We start from the raw sequence: 17470 nt of genomic DNA on the forward strand, positions 1-17470 counted from the left end.
GGCGGGGACCGGTTCATGGACCAGCTTATCCAGTCGATCCTGCTGATCGCGCTGCTCTTCCTCTTCCTCGGCGGCGGCTTCTGGGTCGCCATGTCGCTGCTGGCCATCGGCTATGTCGGCATCTCCATGTTCGCCAGCGCGCCGCCCGGCATCGTCATGTCCACCACGGTGTGGGGGGCGTCGGCCAGCTGGACGCTGACCGCCCTGCCGCTGTTCATCTGGATGGGCGAGATCCTGTTCCGCACCAAGCTGTCGGAGGACATGTTCCAGGGGCTGGCCCCCTGGCTGACCCGGCTGCCGGGCCGGCTGCTGCATGTGAATGTGCTGGGCTGCGCGGTGTTCGCCGCCGTCTCCGGCTCCTCGGCGGCGACTGCGATGACGGTCGGCAAGATGTCGGTGCCGGAGCTTTCCCGGCGCGGCTATGACGAGAAGCTGTCGATCGGCTCGCTGGCCGGCTCCGGCACGCTCGGCCTGCTGATCCCGCCCTCGATCATCCTGATCGTCTATGGCGTCTCGGCCGAGGTGTCCATCGTCCAGCTGTTCATTGCCGGTGTGTTCCCCGGCATGCTGCTGGCCGGGCTGTTCATGGGCTATATCGCGCTGTGGGCGGTGATCCATCCGGGCAAGACCCCGCCCGCCGATTTCAGCATGGGCTTCCTGGAGAAGGTCTATGCCTCGCGCCGGCTGATCCCGATCATCCTGCTGATCGTCTTCGTCATCGGCTCGATCTACTGGGGCTGGGCGACGGCGACGGAGGCGGCGGCCTGCGGTGTCGCCGGCGCGCTGTTCCTGTCGCTGGTCACCGGCTCGCTGAACTGGCAGGCCTTCTGGTCCAGCCTGCTGGGTGCCACCCGCACCTCCTGCATGATCGCCTTCATCCTGGCGGGGGCGGCCTTCCTGTCGGTGGCGATGGGCTATACCGGCCTGCCGCGCGTGCTGGCGGAATGGATCCGCGACATGCAGCTCTCGCCCTATGTGCTGCTGATCGCGCTGACCCTGTTCTTCATCGTGCTGGGCTGTTTCCTGGACGGCATCTCGGTGGTGGTGCTGACCGTCGCCATCATCCTGCCGATGGTGCAGGCGGCGGGTATCGACCTGCTGTGGTTCGGCATCTATGTCGTGCTGGTGGTGGAGATGTCGCAGATCACCCCGCCGGTCGGCTTCAACCTGTTCGTGCTGCAGGGCCTGACGGGACGCAACATCCTCTATATCGCCTATGCGGCGCTGCCCTTCTTCCTGCTGATGGTGGTGGCGGTCGTGATCATCACCATCTTCCCGGAGATCGTCACCTACCTGCCGCAGCAGGCGACGGCGCGGAACTGAGGGGGAGCTTGTAAACCCTCTCCCCTGGCGGGAGAGGGTGGTGAGCGTCAGCGAACCGGGTGAGGGGGCGGCTCGGCCCGTGCAACTACCCCTCACCCAGCTTCGCCTAATTCGCTCCGCTCATAAGGCTACGCAACCCTCTCCCGCAAGGGGAGAGGGAGAACACGAAATAGCCCCACCCCCCTCACCCCGCCGGGTATAGCCCCTCATTGATGGCGAGGCGCTTCAGCAGCGCGTAGATCAGGTCGATGGAGGGCGTATCCACGCCGGTCAGGTCGCCCAGTTCGACGACCGCGCCGACGATCGGCTCGATCTCCAGCGGCCTGCCGGCCAGCAGGTCCTGCAGCGTCGAGGTCCTGAAGTCCTTCAGCCGGGGCCCGCTCTCGAACCGCTTGTCGATGCTGACCGGCAGGCTGGCGCCCAGCGCGCTGGCGACGGCTTCCGCCTCCTCCATCATCCGGCGCATGAAGCCGCGCAGGATGTCGTCGTCATAGAGCTGGCCCATGGTCGCGCGGGTCAGCGCGCTGAGCGGGTTGGAGGTGATATTGCCGAGCAGCTTCGACCACACATAGTCGCGGATATTGTCGTGCGCGACGGCGGTGATGCCGGCGGTCCCGAACGCCTCCATCAGGCGGGTCAGGCGCGGGCTCATGCTGCCGTCCGGCTCACCCATCTCGAAACGTTCGCGGCCGGTGACGGTCACCGTGCCGGGGCTGGTGACTTCCGCGCCGATATGGACGACGCAGCCGATGGCGCGCTCAGGCCCGGTGGCGTCGCGGATGGTCCCGCCGGGGTCCAGCCGGTCGATGGAGCGGCCCTCATGCTGGCCGGGCAGGGCGTGGAAATACCACCAGGGCACGCCGTTCATGGCGAACACCACGGCGGTGTCCGGCCCCAGCAGTGGCGCCATGCTGCGCGCGATGCCGGTAAGGCCGTGCGCCTTCACGGTGCAGATCACCACATCCTGCGGGCCGAAATCCGCGGGATTGTCGCTGGCGGCGGGGCGCACGGTGACGCTCTCGCCCTGCTGGTGCAGGGTCAGCCCGTCCTGGCGGATCGCCGCCAGATGCGCCCCCCGGGCGATCAGGCTGGCCTCGATGCCGTCCGCCGCCGCCAGCCGCGCGCCGAGATATCCGCCGACCGAGCCGGCGCCATAGATGCAGATTTTCACGCTTTCAGCCTCCGATTTGCTTTGTGCGCTTTGTACTGCCTGACGGCGCGGCGGGCAATCATCGCTGTCATGCCGCGCTGACGGTTGACGCGGCGCGCGTGCACAACACACTCTCATCGCAACACAAGAAAAGACGAGGGTCGGAAACCATGGATGCCAGCGTCGCGCTGCCGCGCAGCGACACGAAGGTCATTGGCCTTATCAGCACGGCGCACTTCCTCAGCCATGTGTACATGCTGGTGCTGCCGCCGCTGTTCCCGCTGCTGAAGGACGTCTATGGCGTCAGCTTCGCGGCGCTGGGGCTGGCGCTGACCGTGTTCAACGTGGCGACCGGCCTGACCCAGGCGCCGATGGGCTTTCTGGTGGACCGGTTCGGTGCCCGCGCCATCCTGATCGCCGGGCTGATCGTCGAGGCCATCGCCTTCATGATGATCGGCCTGTTTCCCAGCTACTGGGCGCTGATCGCGCTGATGGCCGTCGCCGGCCTCGCCAATGCCGTCTATCACCCCGCCGACTACACGATCCTGTCGGCCTCAGTCGATGGCAAGCGCATGGGGCGGGCCTTTTCCATCCATACTTTCGCCGGCTATTTCGGCTTCGCCGTCGCCCCGGTGATGATGGTGTTCCTGCTGGGCGCGGTGGGCTGGCAGATGGCGCTGGTCATCGCCGGCGGGGCGGGCCTTGCCGTGGCGCTGGTGCTGATGGCGTTTTCCGGCGTTCTGAAAGACGAGACTCCTGCTGGCGCCCAGGCGGGAGGCCGCAAGCCGAAGGCGGAAGAGTCAGCGTCCGCATCTGGCCCGCAAGGTATCAAATTGCTGCTCAGCCTGCCGGTCATCATGGGCTTCCTGTTCTTCGTCGGCATCTCGATGACCAATGGCGGCTTCACCAGCTTCGGCGTCTCGGCGCTGGTGACGATCTATGAGGCACCACTGGCGCAGGCCAACGTGCCGCTGACCGCCTATCTGTTCGCCAGCGCGGCCGGCGTGCTGGCCGGCGGCTGGGTTGCCGACCGCACCAATCGCCATTCGCTGGTGGCCGGTGGCTGCTTCCTGCTGGTCGGGCTGTTCGTCGCCTGCGTCGCCGCCTTCAGCCCGTCGCTGGCGGTGGTCGGCGTGCTGTTCGCGCTGGCCGGCTTCTTCAGCGGCATGGTGGCGCCCTCGCGCGACATGATGATCCGCGCGGTCACCCCGGCGGGTTCGACCGGCAAGGTATTCGGCTTCGTCTCCACCGGCTTCAACCTGGGCGGGGCGATCACGCCGCTGATGTTCGGCCTGCTGCTGGACCGGGTGGCCGATCCGTCGATCCTGTTCTGGGTGATTGCCGGCCTTAGCGTGGCGACCATCGCCACCGTGCTGACGGCGGGCAGCGTCAGCCGGCGCTGAGCGGTAGTTTACGGGCGAGCTGCCGTTCGCGGTGCCAGACATAGAGGCCGCTGGCGACCAGCAACGCGGAGCCGGCGAGCATGTGCGCCTGCGGCACATCGCCGAACATCAGGAAGCCCAGCAACATCGCCCAGATCAGCTGGCTGTAGCTGAACGGCGCCAGCGCTGACGCCTCCGCCAGCTTGTAGGCGCGGATCAGCACCAGATGGCCGAGGCCACCCAGCGCGCCGACCGCGCCGAACAGCAGCCAGCTCTCCAGCGGTACGGCGCGCCAGTAGAATGGCACGATCAGGCTGGTGACGGCACAGCCGACCACCGCCGTGTAGAGCAGCATGGTGGTGCCGTCCTCGCTGCGGCCCAGGATGCGGGTCATCAGCGAGAAGCCGGCAAAGGTCAGCGCCACGCCCAGCACCAGGAAGGATGCCCAGTGCACGCTGCCCATGCCGGGGCGCAGGATGATCAGCACGCCGACCAGACCGACGACAACGGCGGCCCAGCGGCGCGGGCCGACCTTCTCGCCCAGCACCGGCACCGACAGGGCGGTTACCAGCAGCGGCGACAGGAAGCCGATGGCGCTGGCGTCGGCCAGCGGAATGTAGCTGATGGCGGTGAAGAACATCGCGGTCGAGGCCAGCAGCAGGCTGGCGCGCAGGATCTGCGCCAGCGGCCGCTGCGTCCTCAGCAGGCGCGGAATGCGGTGCGGCCCCAGGATCAGCGCCATCGCCAGCAGGTGGAAGGTATAGCGCGCCCACACCACCTGCGGCATCTCGTGGCGTTGCAGCAGGAATTTCGCCAGCGCGTCCATCGAGGCGAAGCAGGCGATGGCCAGCAGGATCAAAAGGATACCACGGGCATTGTCGATGGGGGTGGCGGGCATGCGTTGTCCGGTGTAGGAACGGCGGGTTGCCGCATCGCGCCAGCCTAGCCTTCGGTGCAGCGTCCTGTCATCCCGATGCCGCGCGACACTGCCATGTGCCGCGGGAGACGGAAGTCGGGCGCTGCGCTGGCCCAGTGCCAGTTGGCCATGCAATTGGCGCAATGTGGCGGCATCGTGCGCTCCCGCCTGCTGGCGGGGGATAGGGTCCGTTACCAGTGCCGGGAAAACATGTCCTACGGTCTATACGATACTGAGCGGCGTTATCGGAAGCGCCTTATCGGGCGGGTGCTGCGCTTCTTCCTGTTCGTGGCCCTGCTGGCCGGCGTCGGGCTGTTCGCCTACCAGCTGGGGATCGAGGACCGGAAGACCCAGCTGGACCGGCAGCGCGACGATCTGGCGGCGGCACGGGCCGAGATCGAGACGCTGAACCAGCAGGCCCAGGCAGCATTGCTGCGCAGCCGCGAGGCAGCCCAGCAGCTGGCGACGCTGCAGCAGCGCTATGAGCAGGACGTCCCCACACCGGAGATGCAGGAGATGCTGGCGCTGCTCCGGGACAGGATGGCGGCCGGCGTGCCGGCGGAACGGCTTTCCTTCGTCATCCGCGAGGCCAGCATCGGGCGCGATTGCGAACCGGCGGAAACCAAGCGCTTCCTGGTGCGCACGCCGCTGACCGATGGCGCGGCCTCCGTGGTCGGCTTCGTGAACAATACCGTGACCATCACCGGCCTGGGCGAATCGGCCCTGAATGCCGAGGGGCGGCCGGAAGCCTGGTTCGACCCCGCGCAGCCGATGACGCTGACCGTGACCCGGATCGACGGCAAGGCGGACCAGAAGACCGGCACGCTGCCGATGACCCTGTCGGTCGTGATCGGCGCGGTCGAACATCGCTTCGGGGTGACAGCGGGGCAGCGCGGCTTTGTGCAAGTGACCGCCGAACGCTGCCGCTTCCCGTAAGGAGATGACGCAGGACACTCTTCCGGGCACCGCTCCGGCGCTGACGGACCGCGCGCGGCGGCTGGCCATGCTGGCGCTGCTGTCGGTCTCGCTGGGGGCGGGGCTGATGATCGGCGTCACCATGCCGCTGCTGAGCATGCTGCTGGAGCTGCGCGGCACCGACACGGTGCTGATCGGCCTGAACGCGGCCATGTCCACCTTCGCCATCCTGCTGACCGGGCCGTTCCTGCCACGGGCGATCCGCCGCTACGGCACGCTGCCGGTCATGTACCTCTCCATTGTCTTCGGCATTGCCGTGCTGCTGGCGATGCCGGTGTTCACCAGCCTGCCGGCCTGGTTCGTGCTGCGCTTCGCGCTGGGCATCTCGGTCGGTGTTGCCTGGATCGCCAGCGAGGCCTGGCTGAACGCCATCGTCACCGACCGCAACCGCGGCAAGATGCTTGGGCTCTACGTCACCTGCTTTGCCGGCGGCTTCGCGCTGGGGCCGGTGATTATCGGCCTGGTCGGGCTGGAAGGGCCGGTGCCGTTCCTGATCGGCGCGGCTATCCTCGGCGCCTCCGCCCTGCCGTTGCCGCTGGCACGCCACGCCCTGCCGCCGGTGCCCTCGCACGCCGCCGGGAATATCGGGCGGCTGATGCTGCTGGCCCCCACCATCATGTTGGCGGCGGCGGTCAGCGGCCTGTCGGATGCGACCGTCTTCGCGCTGCTGCCGGTCTATGCGCTGCGTGTCGGCTTCGCGCCGGAAACCGCTGTGCTGCTGCTCTCCACCTTCCTGGCCGGCAATCTGGCGCTGCAGGTGCCGCTGGGCTGGCTGGCAGACCGGATGAACCGCCGGCTGCTGCTGGCGATCTGCGGCGCGGCCGGCGTGCTGGGTCCGCTGGCCTTCTGGCTGGCGCTGGATACCCTTCTTATCTGGCCGCTGCTGTTCGCCTGGGGCGGGGTGGTGATGGGCATCTACACCATCGGCCTGTGCATGCTGGCGGAGCGGTTCGACACCGCGACCCTGCCCGGTGCCAATGCTGCCTTCGTCATGCTCTACAGCCTGGGCAGCATGTCCGGCCCGGCGCTGGGCGGCGGCGCCATGACGCTGTGGGACCCGCACGGCATGCTGGTGTTCGGGGCGCTCGCCAGCCTGCTGTTCCTGCTGATCGTGCTGGGGCGGGCCTGGGTCAGGAATCGTTCAGACTGACCACCTGGCAGAACTGCCGGCGGGCGGCCAGGTCGTTGCAGGCCTTGGTCGCGGCATCGCGGCTGGGGAAGGGGCCGGCCACCAGCCGGACGAAGGCACCGCGCGTATCGCCGGTCCTGAACTCCGAATTGAACGGCTTCAGCGGCCCCAGCAGGCTGGGGTAACGCTCCTTCAGAATATCCCAGCCGCGCTCCGCTGCCGGCAGCTCACGGTAGGACCCCAGATGCAGGCCGAACTGTTCGCCGGGTCGCGCCGGGGCGGCGCTGGCTGTCTGCTGGGGGGGCTGCCGCTGGGTTGGCTGCGAGGGCGCCGGCGGTTGGCCGGTCAGCGACAGCGGCGCGCCGCTGCTTGCCGACCGGGGCAGGGGCTGTGCCGCAGGGGGCGTCATCGGGCTGGAGGCATTGGGTGCCATCGCGGATGGCGCGGCGCCGGGCAGACGGGCGGCGTTGCCCTGGCCACCCATCAGCTGCTCCATCCGGGCCAGCACGGCCTCCAGACGCTGCACCACAGACGCCATGTCGCCAGCAGGCGCCATAGCTCCCATGGCACCGGCCGGCGGGACCGGCGGTGCCGGCGGCAGGGTCTGCGCCGCCGAGGGATCGACCGGCATTTCGGTGCTGCGCCCCAGCGAGGCCTGCCGGCTGTCGCCCTCGGTCATCGCCACCAGCTGCTCGTCCTTGGCCTCGCGCAGCTCGGCATGCTGGAAGCCGGCCAGTTCCTTGCGCTCGGAGCGGAACGGGAACTGCCGGGTGCGCAGCACGTAATTCTGCACGACCGGCGAATAGAACAGCGTCTCCAGCGTGTCGCCGCGCTGGCAGCCGATCTGGAAGGTGTTGAAGGTGCCGGCCTCGACCGTCACCTGGGCCTGCCCGGCAACCTCGCAGCGCTGATCCATCTTCCAGCCGCCGGGCTGCTTCTCGCTGGAGCCGGTCACCTGGAAGGCCACCTGCTCGCCCGCCGTCAGCGGGAACAGGCTGGCCGGGTTGCCATCGACGATATCCTGCCGGCCGCGCCCCAGTTCCGGGTCGGCGGACCAGGACAGCATCGGCGAGACAAGGTCGTAGCCGGTGGTCCAGATCAGCCCCTGATCGTTGGTCCAGACCACGCGGTCCGGGGTGGTGGTCAGCACCTGCTCGCGCATGGTCGCGTTGCCGACGCGATAAACGAAGGTATCGCCGGGAACGTAGCGCGGCAGCGGGGCGGGCGGCAGCATGGCCTGCGCTGGCTTGCCGGTTCCGCCCTGCGGGGCCCCGGCCTGCGCGGTCGCCGGCTGGGGCGCTGTCGCCTGCGGGGCGGAAGAGAAGGTGTCGTTCACGAAGCTGGAAACCGTGTCGCAGCCGGCCAGCAGCAAGGCCGTTCCGGCGAGCATCACGGTGAAGCGGCCCCGTTTCGTCCGCTTCTCAATCTTCTTCATCGCCCCATCCTCCGCGCCGCTCATCCCAAGCGCTTGCCCTTGCGCGCTTATGGGCCGCGTAACCCTCATGGAGTCTCATATAGCGGGCGAGTCCTGTCAAGGAATCGCCCGTAACCGGTTCCTGAAAAGCGGGAAAAATGAGAGGGTTGGAAACAGTCTGCGGCAATCGGGCGTGGTCCTGACGCGAATTTGCAACCAGCGGATTGACTTCCGGCGGAAGCTTGCGCAAGACTTGTATGTGACATTTACAAGCAAGGCACGGCTCCCTTTCGGTGTCATTTGCACCGCAACAGGAGCACGTACCGAATGGAGAGCATCATGTCTGGGACAGTCACTCCGTTGAAGCCGCGCAGCGTGCGCGAGCAGGTCAGCGCCGAGGAATGGGCCGCGCGCGTCGATCTGGCGGCCTGCTACCGGCTGGTGGCGCGGATGGGCTGGACGGACCTGATCTACACCCACATCTCGATGCGTGTGCCGGGGCCGGAGCATCACTTCCTCATCAACCCCTACGGGCTGATGTTCGACGAGGTGACGGCCTCCAGCCTGGTGAAGGTCGATCTGGACGGCAAGATCGTCATGGAGACGCCCTACAGCTTCAACCCGGCGGGCTTCACCATCCACAGCGCCGTGCATGCGGCGCGTGAGGATGCGTTATGCGTGCTGCACACCCATACCGCCGCCGGCATGGCGGTGGCGGCGCAGAAGGGCGGGCTGCTGCCGATCAGCCAGCACGCGATGCGCTTCTACAACCGCGTCTCCTACCATGATTATGAAGGCATCGCGCTGGACCTCGACGAGCGCGAGCGGCTGGTCGCCGACCTGGGCGATACCTATGCCATGATCCTGCGCAACCACGGCCTGCTGACCTGCGGGCGCAGCGTTGCCGAGGCCTTCACCATTATGTTCTACCTGCAGAAGGCCTGCGAGGCGCAGATCGCCGCCATGTCGAGCGGGGCGGAGCTTGCCATGGTGCCGCCGGAGGTGGCCGAGCATGCCGCCAGGCAGTTCGAGCGCGGCGGCGAGAAGAGCGCCAACCGCCCGTGGGAGGCGCTGCTGCGCACGCTCGACCGGGAAGATGCGGGATATCGCGACTAACCGGCGTGACTGACTGGCGCATGGGCAGTTGACCGGCTTTTGGGCAGGCCAGCGCATCCGGCGCGCCGCTCAGGGGGCCGGAAAGGCCACGCAGCGTCACCGGCGGATTCTCGCAACAGGCTGATCTTAAAAGAGCTTTCGGACCGTGGCGATTATTCGCGACAAAGATATCGGGTGCCGCGCGAAACGGACCGGCTTTTGCGTAACAGGGCCGGCGCGGCAGCGTTGAATATGTGCGTTGAGTACTGGCGTTGAACATAGCCGTTGAACAGGGGATGGGCTGAGATGGTGCTGCCGAAGGCAGATGTCGTTCTGAAGAACGGCAGGATTTTTCAGGGGCTTCAGGAAGGATTCGTGGAAGCCCTGGCGGTCTGGAAGGGCCGTGTGCTGGCGGCCGGAAAAACGTCCGAGATCGAGGCGCTGGTCGGCCCCGGCACGAAGATCATCGACCTTGCCGGTCGCTGCGCCACGCCGGGCATCAATGACGGCCACCAGCATCTGCTTCCCTTCGGCATGGGGCTGCGCCAGGTCGATCTGTCGGCCAGCGAGGTGAAGACGCTGGACGAGGTGCTGGCGCGGGTGAAGGCCTTCGTGGACAAGGCCAAGCCGGGCGAATGGATCTTCGGCGGCCGCTACGACCATTTCCATCTGGATGTGAAGCGCCATCCCTTCCGCGAGGAACTGGACAAGGTCTCGCCGAACAATCCCGTCTATATCAAGCGCACCTGCGGCCATATGGGCGTGGCCAATTCGAAGGCGCTGGAGCTGGCCGGTATCGACGAGAAGACGCCGCAGCCGACCGGCGGCTTCATCGAGACGCAGAACGGCCGGCTGACCGGTCTGATGCAGGAGCGCGCGCAGGAGCTGGTTACCAAGGCGATGCCGCCGCTGCCGATCGCTGATCTGGTGCGCGGCATCGAGGAGGGCGGCAACGTGTTCCGCAGCTATGGCATCACCAGCGTGATGGATGCCGGCGTCGGGCTGGTGCAGGGCTATGACCATTACCTGGCCTATCAGGAAGCGCGCCGTCAGCGCCGCCTGCCGGTGCGCACCTACATGTCGCTGACCGGCGGCCCGGCGGGTGTCATGGACAAGGCGCTGCCGCAGGGTCTGAAGACCGGTGTGGGCGACGAATATCTGAAGGTCGGCTCGGTGAAGCTGTTCACCGACGGCAGCGCCGGCGGCAAGACGGCGGCGATGCGCCACCCGTACAAATGTTCCTGCGGCTCCATCGGCATCTTCATCTACAGCGATGGCGAGCTGAACGACTGGGTCGCGAAATATAATGAGCTTGGCTACCAGCTTTCGATCCATGCCATCGGCGATGCCGCCATCGACCAGGCGGTGAACGCGGTCGAGGCGGCGAACCGGAAGGTGCCGGTCGCCGGCCGCCGCCACCGGGTCGAGCATTGCGGCTTCACCACGCCGGACCAGATTGCCGCGATGAAGCGCCTGGGCATGATCCCGGCGCCGCAGCCGATCTTCATCTACGAGTTCGGCGACCTCTATATCGAGGTGCTGGGCGAGGAACGGCCGGCGCAATCCTACCCGATGAAGGACTGGGTCGAGGCCGGGCTGCACCCGGTCGCCAGCTCCGATTCGCCGGTGTCGGACTTCAACCCGATGAAGAATCTCTACGAGATGGTGACGCGCAAGACGGATCGCGGCACGGTGATGGGCGCGGACCAGTGCATCAGCACCGAACAGGCGATCAGCGCGATGACCTATAATGGCGCCTATGGCAGCTTCTCGGAGCATGTGAAGGGTACGCTGGCCCCCGGTATGCTGGCGGATATAGCGGTGTTCGACCGTGACCTGTTCGCCGTGGCGCCCGAGGAGATCCTGCCGGCGCTGGCCGATATCACGATCATCGACGGCGAGATCGTTCACGACCGCAAGGGCGAGGTATTGCATTGACCGACCGGCGTCTGAGAGGCTGACCCGATGTCACGACATATCGCCCACCGCCTGCTGATCTCCATTCCCGTGCTGTTCGGCGTGCTGCTGATCGGCTTCCTGCTGCTGCAGGTGGTGCCGACCGACCCCGCCACCGTGCTGGCCGGCCCGACCGCGACCGCCGCCGACGTTGCCGCGCTGCGTGAGGCGATGGGGCTGAACGAGCCGCTCTGGTACCAGTTCGGGCTCTATATCTTCCGTGTGCTGCAGCTCGATCTCGGCCGCTCGATCATCAGCAATTCTACCGTCGTCAGCGAACTGGCCAACACGGTTGGCCCGACGGTCGAGCTGATGATCGCCAGCCTGATCTGGGCGGTGCCGCTGGGCATCCTGCTGGGCACCATCGCCGCCGTGCGGCGCGGCCGGGTGACCGACCGTATCGTTATGGCCTTCTCGGTCGCCGGCGTGTCGATGCCGATCTTCTGGTTCGGCCTGATGCTGATCCAGTATGTCGGCTTCAAGATGGAGCTGCTGCCCTTCCAGGGTCGCGGCGGTCCGCTGTGGAGCATCGACGGGCTGCGCCACATCGCGCTGCCGGCAATCACGCTGGGCGGCGTGTTCATCGGCCCGGTCGCGCGCATGACGCGCACCTCGCTGCTGGAGGTGCTGAACGCCGATTTCGTGCGTACCGCCCGCGCCAAGGGCGCGCCGGAAACCCGCGTGGTGGTGAAGCATGCGCTGCGCAACGCGCTGATCCCCATCGTCACGCTGGTCGGCCTGCAGATCGGCTTCCTGCTGGGCGGTGCCGTGGTGACCGAGACCATGTTCGCCTGGCCCGGTGTCGGGCGGCTGGCGGTCGGGGCCATCGTGTCCAGCGACTTCCCGCTGGCGCAGGGCGCGATCCTGCTGCTGGCGGTCTCCTTCCTTCTGGTGAACCTGATCGTGGACGTGCTGTATGCCTATCTCGACCCGCGCGTCGGGCGGAAATAGGGGACGAGGCGAATGACCGACGCAACCCAGACCCTGTCGCCCGCCGACCCCGCCCCAGATTCCGCCACCGGGGCGTCCAGCAGCCAGACGATCAAGCGCCTGTCGGCCTGGCAGCGCCTGCTGCGCGACAAGCCGGCGGTGATCGCGGGCACCTTCCTGCTGCTGGTGGTGCTGGCGGCGATCTTTGCGCCCTATCTGACGGCGTTCGATCCGTATGACACCAACATGCGGATGCGGCTGCGCCCGCCCGGCGGCGACTACCTGCTGGGCACCGATGCGCAGGGCCGCGATATGGTCACGCGCCTGCTCTATGGCATCCGCACCACGCTGCTGATCGGCTTCAGCGGCGTCATGCTGGGCGGGCTGATCGGCGCGGCGATGGGCATCATCGCGGCGTTCTATAAACGCCTCGACAACATCATCATGCGCGTCGTGGACGTGCTGCTGTCCTTCCCGTCGATCCTGTTCGGCCTGGCGATTGCCGCCGTGCTGGGCGCGGGCATCACCAGCCTGATCGTGGCGCTGACCATCGCCGCCATCCCGACCGTGGCGCGCATCGCGCGCGGTGCGGCCACCGTGGTGATGCAGAACGAGTATATGGAGGCGGGCCGCGCCATCGGCCTGTCCGACTGGACGCTGATCTGGCGCTATCTGGCGCTGAACTGCCTGTCGGCGATCTTCGTGTACCTCACCCTTCAGTTCGGCCAGACCATCCTGCTGGGGGCGGCGCTCAGCTTCCTGGGGCTGGGCGCGCAGCCGCCGACGGCGGAGCTGGGCACGATGGCCGCCGAGGGGCGCAATTTCCTTTTCTTCGCACCGCATGTCTCGACCATTCCCAGCGTTGCGATCTTCATGATCGTGCTGGCCTTCAATGTGTTGGGCGATGCGTTGCGTGACGTCCTCGATCCGCGGATGAGGCAATAAAGCCGCGACGGGGGATGAAAGCCCGCCGTCGGCGGGGCTGGCGAAAGCCAAACATGAGAACGAGGAGGCTTAGATGAAGTTACGGAACACAGTCTGGATGGCGGCCGGTGTCGCCATCGCGGCGACGGCGGGGTTCGCGGCCCCGGCGATGGCGCAGAAGGAAATCTCCATCATCCGCACCATCGATACGGACCGCTACGATCCGCATCGCTCCACCGCGCGTTCGGCGGCGGAAATCCTGTTCATGGTCGGCGACACGCTGGTCGCGCTGGATTATGACCTGAAGACCGTGAAGCCCGGCCTGGCGAAGAGCTGGAAGGTTTCCGAGGACGGTCTGACCTACACCTTCAACCTGAAGGAAGGCGTGAAGTTCTGCTCCGGCAAGGAATTCACCGCGCAGGATGTGGTGGACACCATCAACCGCTGGCGCGACCCGGCCACCAAGGGCGTCGTCACCTGGCGCGCCGGCCCGGTGAAGGAAGTCCGCGCCAAGGACAAGCTGACAGTCGAATACGAGCTGACCAAGCCGTACTCGGAGCTGCTGTTCCAGATGACGCAGCATTTCCACACCATCATCAATGTCGATCAGGCCAAGCAGCTGGGCGACGATTTCGGTGTGAAGGGTCTGGATACCACGGGCCCGTTCTGCTTCGACAGCTGGGAGCCGCGCAACCAGACCGTGCTGACCAAGCACAAGGGCTATAACTGGGGTCCGGACTTCTACAAGAACAAGGAAGCCCAGGTGGACAAGATCACCTGGAAGATCGTGCCGGAAGAAAGCACCCGCGTCGCGTCGCTGCAGACCGGCCAGGCCGATGCCAGCCAGTATGTGCCCTACTGGTCGCTGGACCAGTTCAAGGCCAATTCCAAGATGTCGGTCACCCAGGCCGAGGCCTATTTCTGGACCTATTTCATGGGCTTCAAGATCACCCGCGAGCTGATGGGTGACGTGCGGGTCCGTCAGGCCATGAACCTGGCCGTCGATGTCGAGGCGATCACCGATGCGGTGACCTTCGGCTACGCCACCCCGGCCAACACCTACATCTCGCCGGAAGTGGTGGATTTCGACAAGTCGGTGAAGACCGACACCTACAGCTATGACCCGGCCAAGGCGGCTGCGCTGCTCGACGAGGCCGGCTGGAAGCTGGGCGGCGACGGCTTCCGCTACAAGGACGGCAAGAAGCTGGCCCCGCTGGTCTATGGCTTCACCGACACCTGGCGCCAGATCGTCGAGGCGGTGCAGGGCGACCTGCGCAAGGTCGGCATCGACCTGCAGATCCAGCTGTTCGACGCCACGGTCGTCTGGGGCAAGCTGGCGACGCAGGAGTTCGACATCTTCACCATGTCGTTCCCCTATGTCTCGACCGGCGACGCGATGAACCTGTACTTCCGCTCGGCCAACATGCCGACGCCGAACCGCGTCAACTGGGACGACAAGGAGACGGACGCCCTGCTGGAAGCGGGCTCTGCCGCGCTTACCGACAAGGCGCGTGCCGAGGCCTTCGGCAAGGTGCTGCACAAGGTGCATGACGCCGCCGTGTGGATCCCGCTCTACCACGAGCCGCTGTTCACCGTTGCCGGCCCGAAGATGCAGCCGGTGCGTGCGCACGGCATCTATGGTGCCGGTTTCTATAAGGGCATCGACCTCGCGCTGAAATAATCGCGAACCGTCCGGGCGTGTCATCTGGCGCGCCCGGACGGGCCTTTCTCGACAGATCATTCGTTAGAAAATTTATCAATGAACGGGGATGGACAGGCCATGCAGACCACGGTGATCCGCAACGCCGACTACGTCATTGCCTGGGATGAGGCGGCGGGCAGCCATGCCTATCTGGAAGGGGCGGATGTCGCCTTCCAGGGCAACCAGTTCAGCTTCGTCGGCAAGGGCTATAGCGGTGCCGCCGACCGGGAGATCGACGGGCGCGGCATGATGCTGATGCCGGGGCTGGTGAACATCCATTCCCACCCGACCTCGGAGCCGGGCAACAAGGGCCTTCTGGAGGAGCTGGGCAGCCCGCGCCTCGGCCAGTCCTCGCTCTATGAATTCATGCCGGTGTTCCGGCTCGACCCGAATGCCGCCCGCGCGGCCAGCATGGTGGCAATGAGCGAGCTGCTGAAGAGCGGCGTGACCACCATCGCCGACCTGTCCGGTGCGCGCGAGGGCTGGGCCGATGACATGGCCTCGACCGGCCTGCGGTCGGTGCTGTGCCCGATGTACCGCTCGGCCAGCTGGAGTACCAGCAACGGCCATTCGGTCGAGTATCACTGGGACGAAAAGGCCGGCAAGCAGGCCATGCAGCGCGCCATCGACCTTGTCGATGCAGCGGCGAAGCATCCGTCCGGCCGCGTGTCCGGCATGCTGGGCCCGTCGCAGATCGACACCTGCACCGCCGACCTGATCCGCGACAGCTATGACGCGGCGGCCGAGCGCGGCATCGCCGTGCAGCTGCATGCGGCGCAGAGCGTGGTGGAGTTCAACGAGATCACCCGCCGCCACGGCAAGACGCCAATCGAATGGCTGCACTCGCTGGGCGTGCTGGGGCCGCAGATGATCATCGGCCACGGCATCTTCCTGAACGATCACCCCTGGCTGCACTGGCCGCAGGCCGACGATTTCGCACTGCTGGCCGAATCCGGCGCCTCGGTCGCGCACTGCCCGACCGTGTTCTCGCGCCGCGGCATCGCACTGCACTGGGTCCATCGCTACATGAAGGCCGGCATCAATCTCGGCCTCGGCACCGATACCTTCCCGCACAACATGATCGACGAGATGCGCATGGCCTGCCTGGCCGCGCGCATCCTGAAGGGCGACTTCACCGGCGCCTCCACTGCCGAGGTGTTCATGGCCGCCACGGTGGGCGGTGCGACCGCGCTGAAGAAGCCGGATATCGGCCGGGTCGCGGTCGGCATGAAGGCCGACTTCTCGCTGGTCGATCTCTCGCACCCCTACATGCAGCCGCTGCGCGAACCGCTGCGCAGCCTGATCTATTCGACCTCCGACCGGGCCGTGCGCGATGTCTATGTGGATGGCCAGCAGGTGGTCAGCGACGGCAAGGTGCTGACCATCGACATCGAGGCCGCCATCGAGACCCTGCGCGAGGCGCAGGCCCGCACCATCGCCACCGTGTCCGAACGCGACTGGGCCAAGCGCCAGGTCGAGGACATGTCGCCGATGGTGTTCCCCGTCAAATCCGTCCTGTCCGCCCCCAAGCCGGTGATCAAGAGCGCCTGATGAGCGAAACCGCTTCCCCGCAGACCGAATCCGCCCAGCCGCTGCTTGATGTGCGCGGCCTGGTGACCGAGTTCCATTCCAGCGAAGGCGTGTTCAAGGCCGTCGATGGCGTCAGCTTCGCCGTGGCCCGTGGCGAGACGCTGGGCATCGTCGGCGAATCGGGCTGCGGGAAGAGCGTCACCTCGCTCTCCGTTATGGGGCTGATCCCGCGCCCGCCGGGCAAGATTCCGGCCGGCGAGATCGTGTTCGAGGGGCGCGACCTGCTGACGCTGTCGTCGCGTGAGATGCGCGATGTGCGCGGCAACGACATCTCGATGATCTTCCAGGAGCCGATGACCAGCCTGAACCCGGTCTATACGGTCGGCCAGCAGATCATGGAAGGCATCCTGCTACACGAGGACATCTCGGAGGCGGAAGCGCGCGAGCGCGCCATCGAGATGCTGCGCCTGGTGCGCATTCCTTCGCCGGAAAGCCGGGTGGACGATTTCCCGCACCAGATGTCCGGCGGCGTGCGCCAGCGCGTGATGATCGCCCCGGCGCTGGCCTGCAACCCGAAGCTGCTGATCGCCGACGAGCCGACGACCGCGCTGGACGTCACCATCCAGGCGCAGATCCTCGATTTGATGCGCGACCTGCGCGAGCGCACCGGCACGGCAATCATGCTGATCACCCATGATCTGGGCGTGATCGCGGAGCTGGCCGACCGGGTGGTCGTCATGTATGCCGGCAAGGTGGTGGAGGAGGCGCGCGTCGGCGACCTGTTCACCGACCCGCAGCATCCCTACACGCTGGGCCTGCTGGGCTCGATCCCCAAGCTGGATGTCGAGGAGGAGCGCCTCGCCACCATCGAGGGCAGCGTGCCGAACCCCTACAACATGCCGGCGGGCTGCAAGTTCAATCCGCGCTGCCCCTTCGCCGACGACAAGTGCCGCCAGGACGTGCCGGTGCTGGCCGAGGTGAAGCCCGGCCACAAGGTCGCCTGCTGGAAGGCGCCGCTCGAAAACACCATCCTGTGAGGCGCCC

The 17470-nt window shown here is 66.7% G+C and carries 14 protein-coding genes; 11 read left to right on the plus strand and 3 right to left on the minus strand.

Annotated elements, in window-relative coordinates:
• The first annotated feature begins 15 nt into the window (after positions 1 to 15).
• Positions 16 to 1323, plus strand: a complete 1308-nt coding sequence (locus tag P24_RS07620) for a TRAP transporter large permease (protein WP_008944123.1) — start codon at positions 16 to 18, stop codon at positions 1321 to 1323.
• A gap of 184 nt (positions 1324 to 1507) precedes the next feature.
• Here the strand turns inward: P24_RS07620 and P24_RS07625 are convergent, their stop codons facing one another.
• Positions 1508 to 2494, minus strand: coding sequence for a ketopantoate reductase family protein (locus P24_RS07625; RefSeq protein WP_008944124.1), 987 nt, complete (start codon positions 2492 to 2494; stop codon positions 1508 to 1510).
• Positions 2495 to 2643: 149 nt separating this feature from the next.
• Between P24_RS07625 and P24_RS07630 the strand changes: the two genes are divergently transcribed.
• Complete coding sequence (locus tag P24_RS07630; protein ID WP_008944125.1) at positions 2644 to 3876, plus strand: MFS transporter; 1233 nt, start codon at positions 2644 to 2646, stop codon at positions 3874 to 3876.
• Here P24_RS07630 and P24_RS07635 read toward each other — a convergent pair.
• A complete protein-coding gene (locus tag P24_RS07635; RefSeq protein ID WP_008944126.1) occupies positions 3863 to 4753 on the minus strand; it encodes a DMT family transporter in 891 nt (296 codons plus the stop codon). The genes P24_RS07630 and P24_RS07635 overlap by 14 nt on opposite strands.
• 228 nt (positions 4754 to 4981) lie before the next feature.
• Between P24_RS07635 and P24_RS07640 the strand changes: the two genes are divergently transcribed.
• Together P24_RS07640 and P24_RS07645 are read left to right on the plus strand one after the other, a co-directional pair.
• Complete coding sequence (locus P24_RS07640; protein WP_008944127.1) at positions 4982 to 5707, plus strand: hypothetical protein; 726 nt, start codon at positions 4982 to 4984, stop codon at positions 5705 to 5707.
• A gap of 4 nt (positions 5708 to 5711) precedes the next feature.
• Positions 5712 to 6896, plus strand: coding sequence for an MFS transporter (locus tag P24_RS07645; RefSeq protein ID WP_008944128.1), 1185 nt, complete (start codon positions 5712 to 5714; stop codon positions 6894 to 6896).
• Here P24_RS07645 and P24_RS07650 read toward each other — a convergent pair.
• The gene (locus P24_RS07650; protein WP_156816219.1) at positions 6877 to 8310 is read right to left on the minus strand and encodes an SPOR domain-containing protein; all 1434 of its coding nucleotides are present in this window, start codon (positions 8308 to 8310) and stop codon (positions 6877 to 6879) included. The genes P24_RS07645 and P24_RS07650 overlap by 20 nt on opposite strands.
• 318 nt (positions 8311 to 8628) lie before the next feature.
• Between P24_RS07650 and P24_RS07655 the strand changes: the two genes are divergently transcribed.
• The 7 genes from P24_RS07655 (at position 8629) to P24_RS07685 (ending at position 17463) form a co-directional block, all read left to right on the plus strand.
• On the plus strand, positions 8629 to 9405 hold the full coding sequence (locus P24_RS07655; RefSeq protein WP_051013110.1) for a class II aldolase/adducin family protein: 777 nt from the start codon (positions 8629 to 8631) through the stop codon (positions 9403 to 9405).
• 285 nt (positions 9406 to 9690) lie between these two features.
• Positions 9691 to 11322 (plus strand): amidohydrolase, encoded by a 1632-nt coding sequence (locus P24_RS07660; protein WP_008944131.1) that lies wholly within the window; start codon positions 9691 to 9693, stop codon positions 11320 to 11322.
• Positions 11323 to 11349: 27 nt separating this feature from the next.
• On the plus strand, positions 11350 to 12291 hold the full coding sequence (locus tag P24_RS07665; protein ID WP_008944132.1) for an ABC transporter permease: 942 nt from the start codon (positions 11350 to 11352) through the stop codon (positions 12289 to 12291).
• A 12-nt stretch (positions 12292 to 12303) separates the two neighbouring features.
• Positions 12304 to 13215 carry an ABC transporter permease gene (locus P24_RS07670; protein WP_008944133.1) on the plus strand — a complete coding sequence of 304 codons (912 nt, stop codon included), beginning with the start codon at positions 12304 to 12306 and terminating at the stop codon, positions 13213 to 13215.
• Between the two features lie 73 nt (positions 13216 to 13288).
• Positions 13289 to 14875 carry an ABC transporter substrate-binding protein gene (locus P24_RS07675; protein ID WP_237740177.1) on the plus strand — a complete coding sequence of 529 codons (1587 nt, stop codon included), beginning with the start codon at positions 13289 to 13291 and terminating at the stop codon, positions 14873 to 14875.
• 78 nt (positions 14876 to 14953) lie between these two features.
• Positions 14954 to 16447, plus strand: a complete 1494-nt coding sequence (locus P24_RS07680) for an amidohydrolase family protein (protein ID WP_008944135.1) — start codon at positions 14954 to 14956, stop codon at positions 16445 to 16447.
• Positions 16447 to 17463 (plus strand): ABC transporter ATP-binding protein, encoded by a 1017-nt coding sequence (locus tag P24_RS07685; RefSeq protein WP_008944136.1) that lies wholly within the window; start codon positions 16447 to 16449, stop codon positions 17461 to 17463. Before P24_RS07680 ends, P24_RS07685 begins: the two co-directional genes overlap by 1 nt.
• Positions 17464 to 17470 lie beyond the last annotated feature (7 nt).

This window comes from Oceanibaculum indicum P24, from assembly GCF_000299935.1.
Classification (GTDB): Bacteria; Pseudomonadota; Alphaproteobacteria; order Oceanibaculales; family Oceanibaculaceae; genus Oceanibaculum; species Oceanibaculum indicum.